The organism is Alteromonas australica, assembly GCF_000730385.1.
Taxonomy (GTDB): domain Bacteria; phylum Pseudomonadota; class Gammaproteobacteria; order Enterobacterales; family Alteromonadaceae; genus Alteromonas; species Alteromonas australica.
Genome location: NZ_CP008849.1, coordinates 3,115,585 through 3,138,282, shown reverse-complemented (window position 1 = coordinate 3,138,282; position 22,698 = coordinate 3,115,585). Strand labels below are relative to the sequence as shown.

Sequence of the window (22,698 nt, the reverse complement as noted above, 5' to 3'; positions counted from 1 at the left end):
TAAAAGCCAGTCAGTTTCTCCTGACTGGTTTTTTTGCTTAACAGTGTGAATGATGGTAAGTGAATACTAACTTACGTTAGCAATCATTTTAGGCAATTGTTTCATGTCGTTAAAGCTGGTCACGTGGGGTAATGAAAGCGTTTCATTGTAGCGATTATAAAACAGGGTAGTAATCCCAGCGCGGCTGCCCGCCTCTGCGCCCACTTTACTGTCTTCAATAACCACACATTGATTAGGCGATACCTTCATCATAGCGGCCACATCAAGGTATATCTGAGGATTGGGTTTGTAGTAGCCTATGTCGTAGGCACTAAAAATGTTGTCGTTAAAGTAACCGCGAAGTTGGCAAACATTTAGGGCATGCTCAATTTTCTGCCGTGGGCCATTAGATACTACGGCTTTTCGATGATGGAGGTGGTCAAGTGCGTAAACGACACCTTCAATAGGTGTTAAGTGCTTATCGAACAAAGACGCAACACGCTTACGATAAGACGAGATAAAATCGTCAGGCAATTCTACAGAATACTGCCGTGAAATAGATGCCATTATTTCAGACAGTTTCATACCGCGATAGTGTTTTACCAAGTCATCTGCATCTAGTGTTACGTCGAGTTCAAGAAACGCGTGGGCAATACCTAAATTACAAAGATACTCACTGTCTACCAACGTACCGTCATTATCGAATAACAGACAAGATTTCGACATTTAATGAAGCTGCTTATTGGGTCGGTCAGACATATCTAGAACAAGTGTTCCACCGTTAACTATTTCACTGTGGAGCAGATAGGTGCGAGTCAATGGCTTGCCGTTCAGTGTTATGGCGCTGACATATACATTGTCTGCACTGTTGTTACGCGTTCGAATAGTAAAGGTTTTTCCGGTGTAATAGTGGTCATCCAACGTAATGGTAATAGTGTCAAAAAGAGGGCTACCAATATAATAAATAGGATCCTTTTCTACCCCCCCGGTAAGCTGGAAAAGTCCAATTTTCATCAGTACGGCCAAGCTACCCATTAGTCCTTGGTCTTCGTCACCACTGTAACCACGCTGTGGTGACAAATCAGAGTAGACTTTATTGACGACTTTTCGCGACCAATATTGGGTCTTCCAAGGTGCGCCAGCCGCGCTAAAAATGAATGCGGTTTGCATACTTGGTTGATTACCATAGTTAATAGGAATTCTTCTATACTCGTCTTTCGCTTCATCTGCATGTGCGTTACCTGCAGTAAATCCTTGCTTTTCAGCCTCGTTAAAGGCGTTGTCGAGCCTTTCAATCAGCGTTGTTTTTCCGCCCATTAAGGACGCGAGGCCATCAATGTCATGCGCCACATTCCACGTACCTTGTGCTGGGTTAGATTCAACGAATCCATTTTCATATTGAAATGGATCGAAAGGGGTTTGCCACGAACCATCTGGATTTCTTGGTCTCATATAACCGCTACTTGCATCGAATACGTGACGGTAATTTTTTGAGCGCTTAGCGTACATATCATAGTCGTCGTTATAGCCTAGTGCACCGGCTAATTGTGCTAGAGCATGATCCTGGAAAGCGTATTCCAGCGTCATTCCTGGGCCACGTTTGTGATTACCATACATACTTTCGCCTGTAGGAAGTGGGAATGGAACATAGCCATCATTCTCATAAAAGCGCATGCCGCCGCCAGTATTGGTGTAATGCTCGTAACCCGCTTTTGCCATCATGCCAGCAGTGCTGTGGTTCTTCTTGAGTCCTTCATAGGCAAGTTCAACATCAAAGTCTTGAATGCCTTTCATATAATTTGACACGATAAAAGGGGTGGAAGACGCGCCAGTCATCACATAGGTGTAATTTCCGCCTGATGGACCACGTGCAATCATACCGCCGTCTTTGTAATAGTTGAGTAAGCTATTTGTCATTTCTGAAGCAATTTTTGGATAAGCAAGTGGCCACAACGTTGATATTGTCCATTGAGCTCCCCAGAAAGAGTCTGAATTGTAGTGATTAAACAGGGGCTCTCCACTGTCTAAAAGCGGTATCTGTTTCACTCTGGGGGTACTAGAAGTTTGATCCATATACTGACCATTGGCATCAGAAATGATGCGTCGCCCCTGTAATGCGTGCCAAAGATCAGTGTAGAACCTGCGCTGCTGCTGGCGGGTTCCACCAGACACCGAAATTTTACTCAGCTGTTGATTCCAAATTGCAAAAGCGTCTTCTTTCACTTTATCGAATTCCCAGTGTGGGAGTTCAATATCAATGTTCGATTTTGCATTTTCTTCTGACACGTAGGATATCCCTACTTTCATTAGCAGCGGTTGTTTTGACGGTGATATATTGACCAGTAGGCCTGCGTCTATGCCATTAATAAAATCTACTTTTTCAAAATGGTGCTCGCCGCGCCAACTATCCATATCCTCAATAGGACGGCTGAATTCAACGTGAAAAAAGACTTTGGTTGGACGGGATCGACGGTAAGTGGGTAAATTCGTTATATAGCCATTAATAGACGTCTGCGAAACCTTATGCGCTTCAGCATGGCCAAGATGACTAGGGCCCAGTTGCCCACCTAAATTAAACAAAACCTGCTGGTTTTCGCTGTTAGCGAATTGATAACTATGAAATCCCACCCGTGTTGTGGCCGTTAATTTTACATCGATGTTATAGCGGGATAACTGTAGCTGATGAAACCCAGGTTTTACAATTTCATCATTGTGATTGAACGCAGAATAGTAGTCCGATTTTAATTGTGTAATGGGGAGCTTGGTTGATACGGGCATAACTGACAAGCCTGCAAGCTGCCACGCGTGAACATGGCTAAAACCTTTTACTTCGCTGGAATTGTAGCGATAACCGCTTCCCCATGCGCCGCCCGTTTCTGTATCAGGGTTTAAGTTAACCATACCAAAAGGTAACGATGCAGAGTCAAAGAAAAACCAGCGACTGTTTGCCGTATCGGCAAAAGGATAAACCAAATCGACGGGTTGCTGGTTGGCGAAAGACGGTGTTTGCCAACACAACGACAATGTAACGGCCAATAAAGCCACCATACATTTAAAATTTTTTTTCATGACAATGCTCTGCGTTATCAAAATCTGGACGCACAGAAATATCAATATTGCAGACCAATGTCAAATTGGACCGTCCAAATTAAGCGTCTCCAATCATAATTATAAACATGTCTTCTACGTGTTTGAGATGGCTTTCCATTGCTTGCCTTGCTCCATCTCCGTCGCGCCTACATAAATTTTCGTATATAGCCTGATGGGCTTCAATGTTGGGGTTGGCGCCATGTCTTCGCATTTTTTCAGCAAAGAGACGACTAATTTCAGATGAATCTCGCAAGGTCCACAGCCAATCAACCATAGTGTAAATAGCACTGTTTCGTGTTGCGTGCGCAATTAACCGGTGAAACCTACCATCAAACTGTTCTGCCCCGGTTAAATCTTGCTTACCAACTAACACCGACATTTGTTCGATATAAGCTTGAAGCTTACGTAGTTCCTCGTTGCTGATACGTGAAGCCGCCATTTCGCACGCTTGCCCTTCTAGTAGCCGTCTCGCTTCCATAATTTCTAAAGGGCCAGGGGCATCTTCGGTAATTAGGGCGGGGCTTAGGGTTGATTTCTTTAATACGTAAATGCCAGAACTAGGGCGTATTGCGACAATGCCTGACACTTCTAATGCAATTAATGCCTCGCGTACGGTTTGTCTGCTCACATCATAGCGGCTGGCTAATTCACGCTCTGCTGGCAAGCGTTCGCCAGGTTTTATTATTCCATCACTGATAAGTTGAGCGAGTTTGTCCGCAATTTGCAAATACAGACGTTTAGCACCTGTATTGTCAACGGATGAAAATTGATCTTGTAAATTGGTCAAGCCGATTATACTCTAGAGTTAATAGTCCAGACCAATTTAAAGGTTTCCCTTAGTAACTTCAAGTTACTCTCCCCTAGATTGGTGTACGTTAATGCTTAAAGGTACTCGTATGAAAATAATTGAAGCAAAAGTGATTGTTACTTGCCCCAGTCGTAACTTTGTGACGTTAAAAATTGTTACCGATGAAGGGATTTATGGAATTGGTGATGCTACGTTAAATGGTCGTGAACTCGCGGTTGTTAGTTACCTTGAAGATCATTTAATACCTTGTTTGTTAGGCAAAGATGCTAGCCGTATAGAGGATATTTGGCAGTACTTCTATAGAGGAGCGTACTGGCGCAGAGGGCCTGTTGGAATGACAGCCATCGCGGCAATTGACGTCGCACTATGGGACATCAAAGCGAAAGCCGCTAATATGCCATTGTATCAATTACTCGGCGGCCGCAGCCGTGATGGGGTAATGGTCTATGGCCATGCAAATGGCAACACCATTGAAGAAACCGTCGAGGAAGTGGGCAGGTATATTGATATGGGTTATAAAGCCATTCGTGCGCAAACAGGTGTTCCTGGCCTTAGTAGCACGTATGGTGTTTCCAAGGATAAACTGTTTTATGAACCCGCTGACGCTAATTTACCGTCGGAAAATATTTGGTCTACCACTAAGTACCTAAACAGTGTCCCTAAATTATTTGAGACATTGCGTGATACCTATGGGTACGATCACCATTTGTTACACGATGCCCATCACCGTTGCACACCACTAGAGGCGGCTCAATTAGGTAAGTCTCTAGAACCTTACAAGTTGTTTTGGCTAGAAGACGCCGTTCCCGCTGAACTGCAAGAAGGGTTTAGGTTATTCCGACAACATACCACTACCCCAATTGCCGTTGGGGAGGTATTCTCCTCTATTCATGACTGCCAACAGCTTATTAGTGAACAATTAATCGACTACATTCGCACTACAATTGTACACGCTGGCGGAATTTCACACTTGCGCAGAATTGCGCATTTAGCCGAGCTTTACCATGTTCGCACTGGATTCCATGGTGCTACCGACTTAAGTCCAATTACCATGGGAGCTGCGGTACATTTTGATACCTGGGTTCCTAATTTTGGTATTCAAGAATACATGCGTCATACCGAAGAAACCGACGCTGTATTCCCCCATGACTATCGTTTCGAAGAGGGGGTTATGAAGGTGGGTGAAAAGCCCGGACATGGTGTAGATATTGATGAGTCGTTAGCGGCCAAGTATCCCTATAAGCCAGCTTACTTACCTGTGAACCGACTTGAAGATGGCACTATGTATAATTGGTAGAAACCCTATACTGCGCTAATAATAACGTTGAAATCAGCAGCTGAACCTATGCTTTTACCTTGCTGATTTCATCGTTACTTGGCACGTTTAAGTGGGCTGGCGAAAATTCGCTACAGTCCATATTACGCTGGTCCATAAAGCGTTTAACCGTATCTGCGCAATAGGCTTTTCGGCAACACTGGGAAAGCAGCATTTCATGGCGTTGAGCGCGTTCCCGAATAAATTTCACCACTAAGCCACGCAACCACTGCAAGCCTGCATCTTGATCTTGACGTTTATGCCACATAACAGAAAGGGGAGAGCTGACGATTTCAATGGGCGTTTCAAACACCGCTAATTCGCCGGAAAATATTTCTCTTTCCAAGACAAGAGAAGGCGCCACGCAAATGAGATCGCTTTCCCTCAGTAGTGGTGTGGCGTTATAGAATTGATTAACCGACATGGCCACGCGGCGCTTTAAACCAAGGTTTGCAAGCACTTGATCGGTAGGACCAGTCACATCACCGGTAACCGACACCAATAAGTGATCGGCAGCCACAAAGTCTTCTAATGTGAGTTGCGATTTTGCCAGCGGGTGATCGGGGCGCATTACCACCACCCAGCTTGGGTCGAGCACGTGTTCTGCGCGAATGACTGAGCCAGGTTCAAGATATTTTGAAAACGTAAGCTCGGCTTCAGCATCTTTGAGAATTTTATGGCTTTCCATATCGTAGTTGGGAATAGCGTGGATGTTGATACCCGGTGCTTCGTTTTCAATCACTTTACGAAGGGGTCCCCACACAATAGAAACGATACTGTCGGTGGCGGCAATACGAAAGGTACGTTTAGCGGTAGCAGGGTTGAAGTCGGTAGGGTTGACGGCCACTTCAAGCTCACCTAAGGGACCTTGAATTTGGCTCCACAGGTTTTTAGCAAAGGAGGTGGGTTGAATACCGCGACCGTCCTTCACAAACAGCTCATCGTTCCATGCTGTACGCATGCGCGAAAGGGCATTAGATACAGCAGGCTGTGTCATCGACAGTCTATCGGCAGCGCGCGTAATCGCACCTTCTGTCATGATGGCATCAAATATCATGAGTAAATTTAAATCATGTGGACGCATCTTCGTCTCCTTTGGTCAAAACGGGGCGTGGACGTAACGCATTGATACCACGAACGGTGAGTTGTTCATAACTTCATCAATAAATCTGCTTCCTAATATATAACATCATGTGATGTGTTGCATATTAAAAGATAATTATTTTTATTGTTTGAGGGTGTGCATAATGCACGGCATCAAACTTTAGTTCAATTTTTAAGAGTATCTTGCAATGAAAACTTTTACCCGTTTATTGGCAATGGTAAGCCTTACTTTGCTGGTCGCTGCATGTGGCGGCGATGAAAAAGGGCCAGCTCAGACCATGCAGGCAAATACTGGTGTGCCTGTTGATGTGGCAAAAGTGGTATCTCAGCGGTTAACCGAATGGGATAACTTTACAGGTCGTTTAGAGTCTCCACATATTGTTGCGTTGCGTCCTCGCGTGTCCGGCTATATCGATTTTGTGGCTTTTGATGAAGGTGAATATGTTGAACAAGGTCAAACCTTGTTCCTTATTGATAACCGTACGTTTAAGGCTGAAGTTTCTCGTTTAACTGCGCAACTTGAAGAAGCGAAAAGCCGCGTTCAACTTGCTGAGCAGAACTATAATCGCGCCTTCAAACTTCGCAAAACCCAAGCGGTGTCTGAAGAAGTGCTAGATGCCCGTTTAGCAGAAAAGAATCAGGCGTTAGCCAGTTTAAATCAAACCCAAGCGGAGCTTGACGTAGCGCGTTTAAACCGTGGTTTTGCCCGTGTTGAAGCGCCAATTTCAGGGCGTATTTCTCGCGCGAATATAACCGAAGGTAACTTCGTCACGGCAGGGCAAACCGAGTTAACGCGTATCGTGTCAACAGATCGTCTTTACGCGTACTTCGACATAGATGAACAAACGTATCTTAACTACCTATCTTCTACTAATAAGGCGTCAACGGCCGTTAGTGAGCAGCCTGTTGCTATGCGTTTGGCAAATGAGTCTGACTATCATCACTGGGGGCAAATTGATTTTATCGACAATCAAGTGAATAGCAGTACAGGCACGCTTCGCGTGCGCGCCGTATTTAACAATGACGAGGGTCGTTTAATCCCCGGTTTGTTTGCCCACCTTAAACTGGCAGGCGACACCCAGGAGCAAGGCATTCTTATTAAAGAAAAAGCCATAGGTACAGATTTAAACAACAAGTTTGTCCTTGTAGTAAATGAAGAAAATAAAGTGGAATACCGCCCAGTAACATTAGGCGATAAAGTGGGTAGCATGCGTATTATTAAACGTGGCTTAAACGCTAACGACAGCATTGTTGTGGACGGCTTGCAGCGTGTTCGCCCTGGTGCGTTGGTGGCAGCAAACGAAGTGCCTATGGGTGATGAAGACGCTTTGGCTAATTTGTCTAATTGGCAGTCTCGTGTGGATAATGCCACCGAGCTGACACAAAACATGGCGCAGTTTGATGATGTGCTTGCTGGTGGTTCAGTGTCAGCGCCTACGGTTACGGCAGGTCTTAAGTAATGAACATTTCGCAATTCTTCATTAGCCGCCCGATATTTGCGGGTGTGCTGTCGTTGCTTATTTTCATCGGCGGGGCCATTGCGGTGTGGCAATTGCCTATTACAGAATACCCTGAAGTGGTACCGCCCACCGTTGTCGTGACGGCAAGTTACCCTGGTGCCAACCCAGAAGTTATCGCAGCTACTGTTGCAACGCCGTTAGAGCAAGAAATTAACGGTGTTGAAGATATGCTGTATATGTCGTCGCAGGCAACCAGCGATGGCACCATGACCCTTACTATCACCTTTGCTATCGGCACCGATCCTGATGATGCCACTACGCTCGTTCAAAACCGTGTGAACCGCGCCACGCCCCGCTTGCCCGAAGAGGTACAGCGCTTAGGGGTTGTTACCGAAAAATCATCACCAGATTTAACCATGGTGGTGCATTTAACCTCGCCAGATAACCGTTACGACATGCTGTATTTGTCTAACTATGCTGATCAGTTTGTAAAAGACGAGCTGGCTCGTATTAACGGAGTAGGGCAGGTGCGTATGTTTGGCGCCGGTGAGTTCAGCATGCGTGTGTGGCTAGACCCGAATAAACTTGCCGCGCTACAACTAAATCCTGGCGATGTGGCCGCAGCTATTGCCGATCAAAACCAGCAGGCGGCAGCAGGAAGCTTGGGCTCTCAACCCACGGGTAAAAGCGAATTTCAGTTACTGATTAACGTTCGCGGGCGATTAAAAGATGAAACCGAGTTTGAAAATATTATTGTCAAAACCGGCGAAAATGGGGAAATAACCCGTCTTAAGGACGTGGCCCGTGTGGAGTTAGGGGCAGACAACTATTCATTGCGCTCGCTGTTAAATAATAAACCGGCCGCGGCTTTACCTATATTTCAAGCGCCGGGTTCAAATGCTATTCAAATTTCTGATGACGTGCGCGCCCGTATGGCTGAGCTGTCGACAATGTTTCCCGATGGTTTGGAGTACGACATTGTTTACGACCCCACGGTGTTTGTTCGAGGCTCTATTGAAGCCGTAGTCGACACCTTGCTGGAAGCCGTATTGCTGGTTGTATTAGTGGTAGTGCTGTTCTTACAAACCTGGCGTGCGTCTATCATTCCCCTTGTTGCAGTGCCTATTTCATTAGTGGGGACCTTTGCGTTCATGCAACTTATGGGCTTTTCACTTAACGCTTTATCATTGTTTGGTTTGGTGTTGGCAATAGGTATTGTGGTAGATGACGCTATTGTGGTGGTGGAAAACGTAGAGCGAAATATTGCAGAGGGTAAGTCTCCTTTTGATGCCACCGTGCAAGCCATGAAAGAGGTGACTGGCCCTATTATTGCCACAACTTTAGTGCTTGCCGCGGTATTTATTCCTACTGCATTTATGAGTGGCTTAACCGGGCAATTCTATAAGCAGTTTGCCCTTACTATCACTATATCCACAGTCATATCTGCGATTAACTCGTTAACCCTTAGCCCGGCACTGTCTGCGCTATTGCTTAAGCCTCATGGTAAAGCCAATGATTGGTTAACCCGTGGCATGGACAAAGTGTTTGGCCGTTTCGTGTTTGCCCCGTTTAACCGCGTATTCGAGCGAGGCTCAAAAAAATACACCGGCGCTGTGGGTGGGTTAATTCGTAAAAGCGGTATTGTATTGGTGTTGTATGCAGGTTTAATTGCGCTTACCTATAACCAATTTGCGTCTACGCCCACCGGTTATGTGCCAGGGCAAGACAAGCAATATTTGGTGGCGTTTGCACAGTTACCCAATGCGGCAAGCTTAGACAGAACCGAAGAGGTCATTCGTGAAATGTCACGGATTGCCATGGCGCACCCCGGTGTGTCTGACGCCGTGGCGTTTCCCGGGCTTAATATCAACGGTTTCACTAACAGTCCAAGCTCAGGTATTTTGTTTACGCCACTTAAACCCTTTAATGAACGCCAGTCACCCGAGTTATCAGCAGGGGCCATTGCAGCAAAGCTAAATCAGCAGTTTGGCGCAATCAAAGGGGCTTACGTGGCTATATTTCCGCCTCCGCCAGTGATGGGGCTAGGGACTATTGGCGGCTTTAGACTGCAAATTGAAGACAGAGGTAATCTTGGCTTTCAAGAACTAGAGCGGGTCACTCAGGAAGTGATTGGCAAAGCGTGGGCACACCCAGCCTTAACCGGGTCGTTCACCAGCTTTACCGTGGCGGTGCCTCAGCTTGATGTAGACGTAGACCGCGAAAAAGCGGTAAGCCAAGGAGTAAATATAGACACCTTGTTTACTACTATGCAGGCGTACCTAGGTTCGTTGTATGTCAACGACTTCAACTTATTTGGCAGAACATACCAGGTGAACGTGCAGGCCGATGCGCAATATCGACAGGAAATTGGCGATATTACGCAATTTAAAGTGCGTAATTCACAAGGCGAGATGATCCCCTTAGGCTCATTTTTAAATGTTGAGCACAGCGCCGGCCCAGACCGTGTTATGCACTACAACGGGTATGTGACGGCGGAAGTGAATGGCGCGCCAGCAGCGGGCTATTCCTCTGACCAAGCCAAAGCGGCCATTGAAGAAATTTTGGCAGAAACCCTACCACTGGGTATGACCTACGAATGGACCGAACTAACCTACCAGCAAATACTGGCGGGTAATGCCTCAGCCTTTGTTTTCCCATTGGTGGTGCTGTTGGTGTTCTTGGTGTTAGCGGCGCAGTATGAAAGCCTACGCTTGCCATTGGCCATTATTCTTATTGTACCTATGACTCTGTTAAGTGCCCTTATTGGTGTGCAAATTTATGGCGGCGATAACAATATCTTTACCCAAATAGGGCTGATTGTATTGGTTGGGCTTGCCACCAAAAACGCCATTCTTATTGTGGAATTTGCCAAAGAGCTACAAGACAGTGGTATGGATGCTCTGTCGGCGATTAAAGAAGCCAGTCGCTTGCGTTTACGCCCTATTTTGATGACCTCTATTGCCTTTATTATGGGGGTATTGCCAATGGTTCTCTCAACCGGAGCGGGGGCGGAAATGCGTCAAGCCATGGGGGTTGCCGTATTCTCCGGCATGATAGGTGTGACCTTCTTTGGCTTAATTCTTACACCGGTCTTCTACTACTTGCTAAAACGCAAAGGTTAACTCTCCCGTCTACCCAAGCGTTGCCCTCTTAAGGGGCATTTTTAGGCCACTCAATTGAGTGGCCTTTTTTTGTTTGGCCTATGTTTTTGCTATCTACAATGCGCCAGCGCCTACGTGGGAAATGGTCATGACACACCGATGGTTTATACCCGTGTATAGATACAGAGTTGATATTTACCGGTAAATCCACCATATAGAGTACAGCTGCGGCTAATGTCTACTGGCACAAATACGTGACCTGGGGTTTAATTGTCCCTAAGCACATTCATTACGGCACTAATGAACGATGACGGATCATTCAAATCAAGGGCAACAACTCGAGTTTTTTGCTATCCCTAGCCCGTGCATTGGTGTGTGTGAATCAGGCCCCCGAGGATTTTGTAAAGGCTGTTTTCGTAGTCGTGAAGAACGCTTGTATTGGCTAAAAATTGACGATGGTACCCGTAGGAAAATTATCTCTGCGTGCCATAAACGAAAAGCGGCGGCCTACGCGCGGGCGCGACGTAAAGACAAAGAGCAGCAAAACGCCAGTGGAGTGGGTGAGCAGCTAGGTATGTTCGACGGATCCGACGATACAGGCTCAACCTAATAGCAGATAAGCCGGGTACTCACGGTAGCCTCTGTAGTTGATTATTAGAAATTAAGTAGGTCTATTCATGACGTTAAATAAGTACGTGGCCTTGGCAGCTAAATCCTTTGCTTTGCCTGAGGTTTGTATTCGTATTAGAGCCGTATTAGACGACCCGCGTTCTAGCGCGGAGGATTTAGGTGCGCTAATCAGTGTAGATCCATCCTTAACTGCCAAAGTGTTAAGGCTTGCCAACAGTGCCTTGTTCCGTTTTCCCTCGCAGGTAGAGTCAATTTCTAAAGCCATAAGCGTGATTGGTGGCGAAGCGTTGTACAATCTGGTGGTTGCAGAAACCGCTAACTCTGCATTCAAGTCTTTCAATACCCCTCATATCGATTTAGATAAGCATTGGTATCAAGCTGTATATTGCGGCATGGTGGCTAAATGCCTTGCACGTCACCTTGGCATTCGCGGCAGCGAACGATTCTTTGTCATGGGGATTTTGCAGAACTTGAGTGAATTAGTTGTAGCTAAACATTCTTCAGATCTTTATAAGGTTTACCAAGATGATAAGGTTTGTGAACTGCCCTATGTAAGGCAAATCAGACACTTCGGATTTACCTTTTCAGAATGTAGCGGTACTATATTGGAAAATTGGAAGTTGCCGCTTGTGCTTTACTACCCTGTAATGAACGCAAACGACCCTACCAAACAGGATGCAGACACTGACATCGGCATTTTAGCATTGGCCTCACGCATTACCGCCATGCAGCACAATAAAGAATGTTACGGTGAAATTGAACTTTTCTCTAAAGAAATAGCCAATAGTGTAAGTGCCGATATGGATGCTATTTCAAATGCGATCACTTTTGCGGATATTGAAACCACAAAAGTTGCAATGTTGATACACTAAGCAATAAGGTACAAACTTAGCTAAAAGCTGCGTGCAGCGAATGTAGCGCCTCCCACGGAAGGGCATAATAAGGTGTTTATTGACCCCGCTCAGTAAACAAAACCAATTAAATAGACTAAACCTAATTTAAATTATGCTTAATACGTTTTCCCGTGGCTGGTTGTTTTTCACGCTGATGAGTGTTTCTTTTGGTGCCTTGGCCACCGATAGAGACCTCATTCAAACGCTATATCATGCCGATTTTACGCCAGATACCGATGATGAAATTCCCCGCTTTTCGTTAGATGGAGAGCTTGGGGTATTGGTGAATACGGGAAATACTTCTGCTGCCAGCGTTAAAGCGGGCGTCAATGCCGATCACGAAACAGAAAACTGGAGCAGCTTGTATTTTGCCGAAATGCTGTACAAAGAAAGTACCGTTGATTCAGGCGAAAGAGAAGTGACCGCAAAGCGTCTTTATGGCAGTGCTCAGTTCGATTACAAACTCAACATACCCGGCCGTCGCCTTTTCATGTACGGCGACTATGAAGATGATGACTTCAATGGCTACGATCAACGAGCCTCATTGGCGGCGGGTTGGTCGCAACGCTTATGGCGTGACGAAGAAAGTGAGTTCAGGTACAGCATTGGGCCTGGCTACGCATTTGTTGAACCTGAAGAAGAAACCACCGACTCGGTGAACGACGGGGTGATTGTTCGCGCCTCCGCCGAATATAAATATCATTGGAATTCAGGGGCCAAGCTTCGTCAGTTTTTAAGCACAGAAGCGGGCGCTGAAAATACCAAATCTCGCTCTGAAACGTCGTTGTCGGCCAATGTCTTTGGCTCACTTGCGATGAAATTGTCGTTTATTTTAAGTCACGAAAGTGACACGGCAGAAGATATTGACCCGTTAAGCACCGAGACATCGGTGGCGTTGGTATACCAGTTTTTTTAAAACAGCCCGATTTATCTTATCTTTTAGTGTAAATATTGCGTTTTTTGGCGATTTTTTAGGCTAACCTTCATTGACTGAGAATGTGAGGTAGGTACTATTGCCCGCAGTAAATTTGCGCCGTACAGCCCGTGTGTAACAGTTCACTGGCCTGCTACGGTAAAGGATAGTAAACCACTAGGATTGCCAATGAATAAACAGCTTCTTGCAACACTTATCGCCTTATCAGCTTCTTCAGCAGCCTTTGCGCAAGACGAAATAAAGCCTTTCACAATGGACGGCGAGCTCGGCTTTATCTCTACAACAGGTAACACCAAGACTACCTCAATCAGTGCAGGCATTACTGCTCACCAAGAGCTTGAGAAATGGAGCAACGATTACGCAATCGAAGGTTTGTATAAAGAAGAAACGGTAGATAATGACGATGGTACAGAAGAAGAGTACACATCAGCACAAAAGTTCTACGGTTCTGCACAGGGCAATTACAAGCTAGAAAACCCTGATAACCGTTTGTTCGGATTTGCTTCATACGAAGACGACCGTTTAAGTAACTTTGATTACCAAGCAACCCTCGCAGCGGGTTGGAACCAAAAGGTGCTAGAAAACCAGCGCCACACGCTTGAGTACTCAATTGGTCCTGGTTATTCATGGGCTGAAACACAAGACGGTGAAGACCAAAGCAGTGCCATTGTTCGTGCATCAAGTGCTTATACGTGGAAAATTTCAGACACAGCTAAATTTACCCAAACGGTAAGTACAGAAGTAGGGTCTGAAAACACCAAGTCGCGTGCTGAATCAGCACTTACCGCCACCATTAGTGGCAACTTGTCTATGCGTTTGTCGTTCAAACTTGATCACAACACCGACGTAGAAGACGATGTAGAAAAGCTAGATACTGAAACAGCGGTTAGCTTAGTGTATAACTTCTTTTAAACCCTGCGAGATAAAGCTAGGTTCTAACACCTAAGCGCAGGCAAAAAGCAAAAAAAAACGCTGCACATTGCAGCGTTTTTTTATGCCTAATTAGTCGGCTTTTTGCTTAGTGCAAAATGCGGGTTTTAATTGTGCCGTCAATTTGCTGCAGCTGGGCTAAGGCGTCGTAAGCTCGGTCTTGTTGAACATCAACCACCACATAACCAATTTCTGCAGTCGTTTGTAGATACTGGGCTTCAATGTTAATGCCTTTTTCCGCAAACGCTTGGTTAATTTGAGTAAGAATACCTGGCTGGTTTCTGTGAATGTGCAGCAAGCGAGAACGTGAGATATGCTCAGGTAATGATACCTCAGGGAAGTTCACCGCAGACAGGGTAGAGCCATTGTCGCTGTACTTCGCCAGTTTTCCGGCCACTTCAATACCAATGTTTTCTTGCGCTTCTTGGGTGCTTCCGCCCACATGAGGAGTAAGAATACAGTTATCGAATTTACGTAGAGGAGATTGAAACTCTTCTTTATTCGATTTTGGCTCAACAGGGAATACGTCAATGGCTGCGCCGTTTAATTGGCCGCTTTCAAGCGCGTCTGCCAGCGCGTCTATGTCTACCACTGTTCCGCGAGAAGCATTAATGAATATGCTACCTTTCTTCATTTGTGCAAATTCTTTAGCGCCAAACATATTCTGTGTCTGCGGGGTTTCAGGTACATGCAAAGAAATAACATCAGCGGTGTTTAACAGCTTTTCTAGCGACTTAACTTGCGTAGAGTTACCTAATACTAGTTTGTCTTCAATATCAAAAAACTGCACGCGCATACCAAGGTGCTCTGCCAGAATGCTAAGCTGCGTACCGATATGACCGTAACCAATAATCCCCAGGGTTTTACCACGGGCTTCGTATGAACCGTCGGCAGTTTTTTCCCACTCACCACGGTGTGCTTTCGCGTTTTTGCTTGGCACTTGGCGAAGTAGCAGAATGATTTGCCCCAGCACTAATTCGGCGACAGAACGCGTGTTAGAAAAAGGGGCGTTAAAGACAGGGATACCACGACGTTGCGTGGCTTCTAGGTCTACTTGGTTTGTACCAATACAGAAGCAGCCAACGGCAACCAATTTCTTCGCTGCATCCACCACTTTTTCAGTAATTTGTGTACGAGATCGAATTCCAACAAAGTGAGCATCTTTAATTTTCTCAATTAGCTCGTCTTCGGGCAGAGAGGTTTTGAGATACTCAATATTCGTATAACCGTTATTCTCTAGGGTTTCCAGCGCACTTTTGTGAACTCCCTCTAACAACAATATTCGGATCTTATCCTTCTCTAGTGAAACTTTGCTCATGGATTCGCTATCTCTTAAAAAATTAGTATTTACAGAGCGAAAGGTGGGCATTCCATCTACCGATGCACACTCCACCTTTCGCTCTCAAAAGGCCATCTAGACGTCTAAACGGAAGTTAACAGAAAATGGGCTAACTTAAAAGAAGAATTTTACTTAAAGGTATCTACCCCAGTGTTGGTGGCAGAAAGTACAATGTCTGCGCCCCGTAAGGCAAATATACCGTTTGTAACAACGCCTGGAATGTTATTAATGGCTTGTTCTAACTCACGAGGATTCAGTATTTCTAAGTTGTGCACGTCAAGTATGACATTCCCGTTGTCAGTGACCACGCCTTGGCGGTACTCAGGGTCTCCGCCCAGCTTAACTAACTCTCTGGCTACAAATGAGCGTGCCATCGGGATAACTTCCACCGGTAGTGGAAATTTGCCTAACACGGGTACCCGTTTGCTCTCATCGACAATGCAAACAAAGGTAGTTGCTGCGCCGGCGACTATTTTTTCGCGCGTCAGCGCTGCGCCACCGCCTTTAATCATATGTTTGTGCTCGGTCACTTCGTCCGCACCGTCGATGTATACTGAAAGCTGGCTGACTTCATTGAGTTCAAATACCTCAATGCCAAGTGCCTTCAGCCTTTCAGTAGATGCTTCAGAGCTAGACACGGCACCTTCAATTTTATGCTTAATTTTACCAAGCTCGTCGATAAAAAAGTTCACGGTAGAACCTGTACCTACGCCCACAATGCTGTCGTTTTCAACGTATTCAATAGCGGCTTTAGCTACGGCCAGTTTTTTTGCGTTTTGATCCATCGTTACTCTCCAGTGGGTTTTGTTAGAGTCTAACAAAAAGCCACCTTTTCACCTATGGCTCAATTTAGCAATTGCAGGTTTTATTTCTGATTGAAGGTAATGGTTTGCGTAGGAGTAACAATTGCATCAAGGGGAACATCCCAAGATTGTACAGGTAACCTATCAACGTGTTGACAGTCGTGGGCAATACCGACAAGGGCTGGACGGGTGTGTGCTTCGCGCACCGAGGCAAGGGTTCTATCGTAAAAGCCGCCGCCCATGCCCAATCGGTTACCTTGACTGTCAAAGCCCACCAGCGGCATAAAAATAACGCTATGGTGTCGCATAGGAACAATATTTTGGCACGCCAGTTCAGGCTCGGGAATGGCAAAGGTGTTTTTCACCATGTGAGTTTGCGCATCATAGCCAAGAAACAACAGATGGCCCTTACACACTGGATGAAGCACAGGCAAGGTGGTGTTGCATCGCATAGGGTGAGAGGTGGCTTTGCTCTGCCAACAATGCTTAATAAACGGGGTAAGCGAAACTTCCCCATCGTTGGGTAAATAACAGGCTGCGTAGGTAGCGTGGGATAATAGTGGAAGGTCACACAAGCGCTGAAGCACAGCTTCTGCGGCCTTGTCTTGCTGAGCGCGTGTTAGCTGCTGACGCGCTAGCCTTAGTTGCTTTCGTAATTCAGAGCGCTGCATAAAAGGCCATTCGACAATGGGAATTAAATGAATAAAAAAGGTGGCCTATTGCCACCTTTTTTCATGCACTACAACGCGTAAGTATCAACAAACAATTGTTCCAACTTAGCGTGGTCAACTTTGGTGGCAACCTTAATGGTATTTGCTTCAGTCCACAGCGGACTTGGCGTAGTACCTAAAGGCGCAACCACGGTTTGACCGCGGTCTAGAGGGCCTGTACCTACACGGACGTGACCTTCAGTTAACTCAAAGAGCTCTGGGTGACGTAAGTGAGCGATAGGGAAGGCATCGTGGAAGAAACACACACGATCTTCGCGGTTCTGAGAATAGAAATCCATATAGAACTGCGCGCTTTCCTGAACAAAACCACCTAGTTTAGGGTTTTTCTCAGCAAGAACGTCAACGAATGATGGCTTAAATGGCACATCATTGGTGACGTCTAAACCAAACATGGTTAAGTTCCAATCGGCACCAAACACAATTTCTGCAGCGTGGGCATCATTCCAAATGTTGGCTTCAGCCACCGGCGTGACATTACCACGAACAAATGCTGCGCCACCCATAATGCTTACACCTTTCACTAATTTAGGTAAGTCAGGCTCTAAGCGAAGTGCTAGCGCTAGATTACCTAAAGGGCCAATAGCCACGATAGTGACTTCGCCTGGGTACTTGCGTGCGGTATCTACAATAAACTGTGCTGCACTACGAGGGTCAAGCTCGCCCTTAGGGGCTTCAGGTTTCATATGACCGAAACCGTAATCACCATGTACGAAGTGCGCATAAGTAGATTCTGGACCTACCCAAGGCATGCCAACGCCTTTTGTTACAGGAATATCTTTACCTGCAAACTCACAAAGGGTTAGCGCGTTTTGGGCTGCCATCGTCACAGGCACGTTACCATAAACCGTAGTTAAACCCAGTACGTCGATATCGGGTGATTGAAACGCGAAAAAGATAGCCATGGCATCATCAATGCCAGGATCCGTGTCTAAAATGATTTTATGTGCCATTAAAAATACTCTGTGCGTTCTGCAATTAGCTGTGTTTTGCTAAAAAACGATCCACTTCTTTTTGAGTGGGAATACTTTGAGCTGCGCCTTCTCTCGTTACGGCAATAGCTGATGCCGCGCAGCCACGAATAAGCGCGCGCTTTGCGTCAGTGTGATTGCTGTAAGCCGACAAGAAATAACCGATAAAGGTGTCGCCCGCTGCCGTGGTATCAACTGCGTCTACTAAAAATGCGTCGACTTTAATGCAGTCGTTATTTTTTAGCATCATGACACCGGCTTTGCCTAGTGTAATGATAACTTCGCACTCTGACCACTGCTCTTTAAACACCGCCACAATATCATCGAGTGAATCTTTTTCAGTAAGGGCGGCCGCTTCCGTTTCGTTCACAATAAGTAAATCGATACATTCAAGTGGAAGCGATTTTACTGATTCGCTCATAGGGGCAGGGTTAAAGGCAACTTTTAACTGCTTTTCTTTTGCCTGACGCAATACTTGGTCAATACTGCTGGTTTCATTTTGTGTTAAAACCCAGTCAGACGGCTTAGTGCCATCAAGCGCCTGCATGACAGTTTTTGCGGTAATGGTTTGATTAGCACCGCCAAACAACACTATCGCGTTTTCGCCACTTGGCGTAACTTGAATAATGGCATGGCCAGATGGGGTTTCAGAACACTTAACGCCACGACAATCAACGCCTTTTTTAATTAGCGCTTGTTTAAATGCCGCGTCATTTTCGTGAATGCTGCCAACATGGCATACATCAGCACCAGCTTGTGCAAGGGCAATAGATTGATTGGCGCCTTTACCACCTAGAAGCTGTTGGTAGTGGGTAGAAGCCAAGGTTTCACCAGGTTGAACAAAATGATCTACCTGATAAACATGATCGATATTAATAGAGCCAAAATTTATAATTGCCATTTCTTCTTCCGTCGAAAGAGGGCGTCTCCCAGAATGCCGCTGTTCATCGTTCGCCCGTGAACCGAAAAGTTCAGGGCGGAAGAATCACAATAGCCGTAGGCTTCTCGATACGCGCCGAGCTTGCACAATAGCCATCGTTTCAACTTCCTAGTTTTAAAGCATCGGCCAGGGACATGAATGAACTGGCGTACATCCCAGGAGACATTGTTGTTGTGTAACGCAACAGGGTATATCAAACGCGGTACTTCGTGAAGTGGATCACTAAGACGCCTTTCAAACCTTTGCGAAGTTATTCATCACTGCTAAGCAAGAAAGGTAAGTTTCTTGACCAGATGGTCAGCAATTATACACGCAATTGAACGAAGCTCAATCATTGTACTGTTACGTGGGGAAATCCTTATCCTGTGTCGGGGATCATAGAGCAATTACATCAGCCTTACCACCCTAAACCCTTTATTTACTACACGTTCGAATACACATTAACCAATTTGCTAAAAGTAGGTTTTAAAGCATGAATTTGCTAGTATGAAGTATCACCGAAAAAGGAACAGTATTTGTGGAAAAACAGCTCGATTATGACAGCGTAAGCAATAAATTGTCACAGCACGGTATTATTGTGGATGGCGCTGAAGTGCACGGCATACTCGTGGGCATGTTGTGTGGCGGTATGTCACTGACCGATCGCAACTGGTTAACGGCGCTAAGTGAAACGATTAACCAAGGCGACAAGTTTAACGACGCAACAGAATATTTGCTGACTAGCTTATTCAATCAGGTATGCCAGCAGCTTCTAGAGCCAGAATTTGCTTTGCAATTAATGGTACCTGACGATCAAACGCCTATTAACGACCGAGGTACTGCGTTAATTAATTGGGTTCAAGGGTTTATGTTAGGGTTTGGTTTGCACCAACAAGACTTAATGCAGTGTTCTGAAGACGTTAAAGAAGCACTTGAAGACTTTGCCGATATTTCGCGTATGGAAGAACCCATGGACGCTGATGAAGAGTCTGAAAAGGCCTTATTCGAAGTCATGGAATACGTAAAAATATCGGCCATTTTGTGCTACAGCGAATTAGGACAGTCGCTTTTAGATGATCAACAAGAAAAGCCATCCGTACATTAAATACCAACCCAAGACCATTAACGTAGCGTGATAAGGCCAATAATATGATTAGTGCGCAAGAGTTTATTGCTCGCCAAGATAGGTTATTAGCTCAGTGCTTACCTAATAGCGTGTGCTTAGTGCCCGCGGCATCAGTGGTAACTCGCAGTCGAGATACCGAATATGTGTTTCGCCAAAATAGCGACTTTTGGTATCTCACTGGATTTCACGAACCAGAGGCATGGCTTCTGCTATCAAATCACCCACGCTATGGCGAAAGCTACCGTGCGATGGTGGTGCAAGATAAAGATCCCGACGCTGAAGTATGGCAAGGGCGACGGGTAGGTGCAGAGGCAGCGTTATCGGTATTTAGCTTAGATGAAGCGTTTGAGTTGTCTGAATTAAACGAAGCATTACTTGAAACATTGCTAGGTCACGACAACCTTTATTTTGCATTGGGCGAAAATAAACAAGCCGATGCACTTGTGCTTGATGCATTACAAGCATTGCGTGAGGCGCCTAAAGCGTCACTCGCGCCTTATAGCATGCATGACACCCGGCCCATGTTGCATGAAATGCGTGTATTTAAGTCGGCATGCGAAGTGGCAGTGATGAAAACGGCAGGTCGAATATCTGCTGCGGCACATAAACGTGCCATGCAATTTGTAAAGCCTGGCTGCTATGAATATCACCTAGAAGCGGAGCTGCACCATAGTTTTGCCATGCAAGGTGCACGCACCCCAGCTTATAGCACCATAGTGGGAAGTGGGGAAAACGGATGTATCTTGCATTACACCGAAAACAGCGCGCAAATTAAAGACGGCGACCTGGTACTGGTGGATGCGGGGTGTGAATACCAAGGCTATGCTGCAGATATTACGCGCACTTTTCCTGCCAACGGGACATTTAGCAAACCCCAAAGAGACATTTATGAATGGGTGCTAAAAGCACAGGAAGCAGTACTAACCACGCTGGGGCCAGGCAGCACCCTAGGCGAAGCCATGCAACAAAGTGCCGAGGTAATAACAGAAGGCTTGGTGTCGCTAGGATTGCTTGGCGGCACTATTGCAGAAAACCTTCAGCAAGAAACCTGGCGACAGTTTTATATGCATGGTGTGGGTCATTTCTTGGGGTTAGACGTACATGATGTGGGCGACTACAAAATTGATGGCCAAGACAGACCCTTGAAACCCGGCATGGTATTGACCATAGAACCGGGTATTTATATCGGCAGCCACCTAGATGTAGATGAACAATACAAAGGTATTGGGGTAAGAATTGAAGACAACGTGGTGGTAACCGCTACCGGTGTTGATGTACTTACTGCCGATGTACCCAAAACGGTGGACGCCATAGAAGCATTAATGAAGGGCGCATAGCAGGTGAATCAAACTGACATAGTGATAGTGGGTGGCGGTATTGTAGGTACTGTGTTGGCCAAGGGGCTTAGCCAACTTACCGGTTTCTCGGTGGTATTGGTTGATGCCCAAGATAGCGCACAAACCGACGGTATTCATCCTCGTGAAGATAAGCGAGTTATTGCCCTGGCAAAGCGCACCGTCAATGAATTAACCGCGATGGGCGTGCCACTGCACGACTTAGCTCAGCAAAACCCCGGTAAAATAGAGCACATTGAAGTTAGCGATAAAGGGTGGCTGGGCATGACTCAGCTGCACTGTAACGACTTCAATTTAGATGCATTTGGGCAAGTGGTGTCGCTATCGGCATTAGCGTCGTTAGTTGAACAGCACACTACCAGTGAAGGCATTACCCATATTGCACCCGCTAGCGTGTTTGCCATTGAGCGAACTGCCAATGATGCGCAGGTGACATTGGATTCTGGCGAGTGTTGGCAAGCCAAACTGGTGATAATGGCCGACGGGGGGCAATCTTCACTCATTGAACAAGTGGGAATTAGCCGAACGCAAACCCCTTACAACCAAGTGGCCGTGGTGGCCAATGTACATACCCAACTGCCACATAATAACAAAGCTTACGAACGTTTTACCCCCAACGGGCCGTTAGCGTTTTTACCCTTCGACAGCAGTATTAACGGTGAAACGGCCAAGGGGAATGGATTTTCAGTGGTATGGACAGTCAGCCCAGATAAAGCCAAGGCATTGCTTTCGTTATCTGATAAGCAGTTTTTGGCCCAGCTTCAACAAGACTTTGGATTCAGGCAAGGTGTCATTAATGCCATCAGCGATCGCGTGAGTTACCCGCTTTCGTTGCGCGTGACAGACAGCCTTTATTCCCACCGCACCGTGGTGGTGGGGAATGCCGCGCAAACCCTACACCCTATTGCAGGGCAGGGGTTTAACCTGGCGCTACGAGATATTGTCACCTTAGTGGGGCACCTAACCCAGTGCAAGGATCCAGGCGACTATTCGCTATTACGTGAATATGGGCAAAACCGCCAGCGGGATCGTGAAAATACCATAGCGCTTACCGATACCCTAGTGCGCACATTTTCAAATACCTATTTCCCATTAGTATTGGCAAGAAATGCCGCGTTGTTAACGTTAAATATTGTACCAAGTTTAAAGCGCCGCTTTGTAAAACAAACCACAGGTTTTGCGCCTTCAGTAAAAACCAAGCACGCTAGCTAAT

Annotated in this window: 19 protein-coding genes and 1 other RNA gene; 10 read left to right on the top strand and 10 right to left on the bottom strand. The window is 46.0% G+C overall.

The window, feature by feature from the left end; genetic code table 11:
• Positions 1-66 precede the first annotated feature (66 nt).
• The 3 genes from EP13_RS13860 to EP13_RS13850 all read right to left on the bottom strand — a co-directional run bounded on the left by EP13_RS13860 (position 67) and on the right by EP13_RS13850 (position 3,856).
• Entirely contained in the window at positions 67-705 is a 639-nt protein-coding gene (locus tag EP13_RS13860; protein WP_044057800.1) for an HAD-IA family hydrolase, read from the bottom strand.
• Positions 706-3,048, bottom strand: a complete 2,343-nt coding sequence (locus EP13_RS13855; RefSeq protein ID WP_044057799.1) for a GH92 family glycosyl hydrolase — start codon at positions 3,046-3,048, stop codon at positions 706-708. It lies immediately after the preceding gene.
• A gap of 79 nt (positions 3,049-3,127) precedes the next feature.
• Positions 3,128-3,856 carry a FadR/GntR family transcriptional regulator gene (locus EP13_RS13850; protein WP_052364421.1) on the bottom strand — a complete coding sequence of 243 codons (729 nt, stop codon included), beginning with the start codon at positions 3,854-3,856 and terminating at the stop codon, positions 3,128-3,130.
• A 109-nt stretch (positions 3,857-3,965) separates the two neighbouring features.
• Between EP13_RS13850 and manD the strand changes: the two genes are divergently transcribed.
• Positions 3,966-5,174 (top strand): D-mannonate dehydratase ManD, encoded by a 1,209-nt coding sequence (gene manD, locus EP13_RS13845; RefSeq protein ID WP_044057798.1) that lies wholly within the window; start codon positions 3,966-3,968, stop codon positions 5,172-5,174.
• Positions 5,175-5,220: 46 nt separating this feature from the next.
• Here manD and EP13_RS13840 read toward each other — a convergent pair whose 3' ends face one another.
• Entirely contained in the window at positions 5,221-6,276 is a 1,056-nt protein-coding gene (locus EP13_RS13840; RefSeq protein ID WP_044057797.1) for a LysR family transcriptional regulator, read from the bottom strand.
• Positions 6,277-6,484: 208 nt separating this feature from the next.
• On the opposite strand from EP13_RS13840, the gene EP13_RS13835 reads away from it, so the two are divergent.
• The 6 genes from EP13_RS13835 to EP13_RS13810 all read left to right on the top strand — a co-directional run bounded on the left by EP13_RS13835 (position 6,485) and on the right by EP13_RS13810 (position 14,226).
• Entirely contained in the window at positions 6,485-7,756 is a 1,272-nt protein-coding gene (locus EP13_RS13835) for an efflux RND transporter periplasmic adaptor subunit (protein ID WP_044057796.1), read from the top strand.
• Entirely contained in the window at positions 7,756-10,878 is a 3,123-nt protein-coding gene (locus tag EP13_RS13830; protein WP_044057795.1) for an efflux RND transporter permease subunit, read from the top strand. Before EP13_RS13835 ends, EP13_RS13830 begins: the two co-directional genes overlap by 1 nt.
• Before the next feature lie 286 nt (positions 10,879-11,164).
• Positions 11,165-11,467 (top strand): DUF1289 domain-containing protein, encoded by a 303-nt coding sequence (locus EP13_RS13825; RefSeq protein ID WP_044057794.1) that lies wholly within the window; start codon positions 11,165-11,167, stop codon positions 11,465-11,467.
• Between the two features lie 67 nt (positions 11,468-11,534).
• A complete protein-coding gene (locus EP13_RS13820; protein ID WP_044057793.1) occupies positions 11,535-12,359 on the top strand; it encodes an HDOD domain-containing protein in 825 nt (274 codons plus the stop codon).
• Between the two features lie 133 nt (positions 12,360-12,492).
• Positions 12,493-13,296: a DUF481 domain-containing protein gene (locus EP13_RS13815; protein ID WP_081869510.1), complete on the top strand. Its 804-nt coding sequence runs from the start codon at positions 12,493-12,495 to the stop codon at positions 13,294-13,296.
• Between the two features lie 186 nt (positions 13,297-13,482).
• On the top strand, positions 13,483-14,226 hold the full coding sequence (locus EP13_RS13810; RefSeq protein WP_044057792.1) for a DUF481 domain-containing protein: 744 nt from the start codon (positions 13,483-13,485) through the stop codon (positions 14,224-14,226).
• A 106-nt stretch (positions 14,227-14,332) separates the two neighbouring features.
• On the opposite strand, the gene serA is transcribed toward EP13_RS13810, so the two are convergent.
• The 6 genes from serA to ssrS form a co-directional block, all read right to left on the bottom strand.
• The gene (gene serA / locus EP13_RS13805) at positions 14,333-15,562 is read right to left on the bottom strand and encodes a phosphoglycerate dehydrogenase (protein WP_044059007.1); all 1,230 of its coding nucleotides are present in this window, start codon (positions 15,560-15,562) and stop codon (positions 14,333-14,335) included.
• Between the two features lie 149 nt (positions 15,563-15,711).
• Complete coding sequence (rpiA, locus tag EP13_RS13800; RefSeq protein ID WP_044057791.1) at positions 15,712-16,368, bottom strand: ribose-5-phosphate isomerase RpiA; 657 nt, start codon at positions 16,366-16,368, stop codon at positions 15,712-15,714.
• Between the two features lie 80 nt (positions 16,369-16,448).
• Complete coding sequence (locus tag EP13_RS13795) at positions 16,449-17,057, bottom strand: 5-formyltetrahydrofolate cyclo-ligase (protein WP_044057790.1); 609 nt, start codon at positions 17,055-17,057, stop codon at positions 16,449-16,451.
• Positions 17,058-17,125: 68 nt separating this feature from the next.
• On the bottom strand, positions 17,126-18,067 hold the full coding sequence (locus EP13_RS13790; protein ID WP_044057789.1) for a nucleoside hydrolase: 942 nt from the start codon (positions 18,065-18,067) through the stop codon (positions 17,126-17,128).
• A gap of 25 nt (positions 18,068-18,092) precedes the next feature.
• Positions 18,093-18,986 (bottom strand): ribokinase, encoded by an 894-nt coding sequence (locus EP13_RS13785; protein WP_044057788.1) that lies wholly within the window; start codon positions 18,984-18,986, stop codon positions 18,093-18,095.
• Positions 18,987-19,007: 21 nt separating this feature from the next.
• Positions 19,008-19,190: non-coding RNA, 6S RNA (ssrS, locus tag EP13_RS19125), on the bottom strand.
• A 352-nt stretch (positions 19,191-19,542) separates the two neighbouring features.
• Here ssrS and EP13_RS13780 point away from each other — a divergent pair.
• Genes EP13_RS13780 through ubiH form a run of 3 tightly spaced genes read left to right on the top strand, consistent with a single transcriptional unit; the run spans position 19,543 to position 22,697 of the window.
• Positions 19,543-20,109 (top strand): UPF0149 family protein, encoded by a 567-nt coding sequence (locus EP13_RS13780; RefSeq protein ID WP_044057787.1) that lies wholly within the window; start codon positions 19,543-19,545, stop codon positions 20,107-20,109.
• A gap of 44 nt (positions 20,110-20,153) precedes the next feature.
• Positions 20,154-21,467 (top strand): Xaa-Pro aminopeptidase, encoded by a 1,314-nt coding sequence (gene pepP, locus EP13_RS13775; protein WP_044057786.1) that lies wholly within the window; start codon positions 20,154-20,156, stop codon positions 21,465-21,467.
• Between the two features lie 3 nt (positions 21,468-21,470).
• The gene (gene ubiH, locus EP13_RS13770) at positions 21,471-22,697 is read left to right on the top strand and encodes a 2-octaprenyl-6-methoxyphenyl hydroxylase (protein ID WP_044057785.1); all 1,227 of its coding nucleotides are present in this window, start codon (positions 21,471-21,473) and stop codon (positions 22,695-22,697) included.
• Position 22,698: the final 1 nt, after the last annotated feature.

Excerpts from the sequence above, each read along its gene's own strand:
- EP13_RS13825 (WP_044057794.1), top strand. The coding sequence starts at position 11,165 with ATGACGGATCATTCAAATCAAGGGCAACAACTCGAGTTTTTTGCTATC.
- EP13_RS13785 (WP_044057788.1), bottom strand. The coding sequence starts at position 18,986 with ATGGCAATTATAAATTTTGGCTCTATTAATATCGATCATGTTTATCAG.
- EP13_RS13855 (WP_044057799.1), bottom strand. The coding sequence starts at position 3,048 with ATGAAAAAAAATTTTAAATGTATGGTGGCTTTATTGGCCGTTACATTG.
- EP13_RS13835 (WP_044057796.1), top strand. The coding sequence starts at position 6,485 with ATGAAAACTTTTACCCGTTTATTGGCAATGGTAAGCCTTACTTTGCTG.
- pepP (WP_044057786.1), top strand. The coding sequence starts at position 20,154 with ATGATTAGTGCGCAAGAGTTTATTGCTCGCCAAGATAGGTTATTAGCT.
- EP13_RS13830 (WP_044057795.1), top strand. The coding sequence starts at position 7,756 with ATGAACATTTCGCAATTCTTCATTAGCCGCCCGATATTTGCGGGTGTG.
- rpiA (WP_044057791.1), bottom strand. The coding sequence starts at position 16,368 with ATGGATCAAAACGCAAAAAAACTGGCCGTAGCTAAAGCCGCTATTGAA.
- serA (WP_044059007.1), bottom strand. The coding sequence starts at position 15,562 with ATGAGCAAAGTTTCACTAGAGAAGGATAAGATCCGAATATTGTTGTTA.
- EP13_RS13840 (WP_044057797.1), bottom strand. The coding sequence starts at position 6,276 with ATGCGTCCACATGATTTAAATTTACTCATGATATTTGATGCCATCATG.
- EP13_RS13810 (WP_044057792.1), top strand. The coding sequence starts at position 13,483 with ATGAATAAACAGCTTCTTGCAACACTTATCGCCTTATCAGCTTCTTCA.
- EP13_RS13820 (WP_044057793.1), top strand. The coding sequence starts at position 11,535 with ATGACGTTAAATAAGTACGTGGCCTTGGCAGCTAAATCCTTTGCTTTG.
- EP13_RS13815 (WP_081869510.1), top strand. The coding sequence starts at position 12,493 with ATGCTTAATACGTTTTCCCGTGGCTGGTTGTTTTTCACGCTGATGAGT.
- EP13_RS13795 (WP_044057790.1), bottom strand. The coding sequence starts at position 17,057 with ATGCAGCGCTCTGAATTACGAAAGCAACTAAGGCTAGCGCGTCAGCAG.
- EP13_RS13860 (WP_044057800.1), bottom strand. The coding sequence starts at position 705 with ATGTCGAAATCTTGTCTGTTATTCGATAATGACGGTACGTTGGTAGAC.
- manD (WP_044057798.1), top strand. The coding sequence starts at position 3,966 with ATGAAAATAATTGAAGCAAAAGTGATTGTTACTTGCCCCAGTCGTAAC.
- EP13_RS13790 (WP_044057789.1), bottom strand. The coding sequence starts at position 18,067 with ATGGCACATAAAATCATTTTAGACACGGATCCTGGCATTGATGATGCC.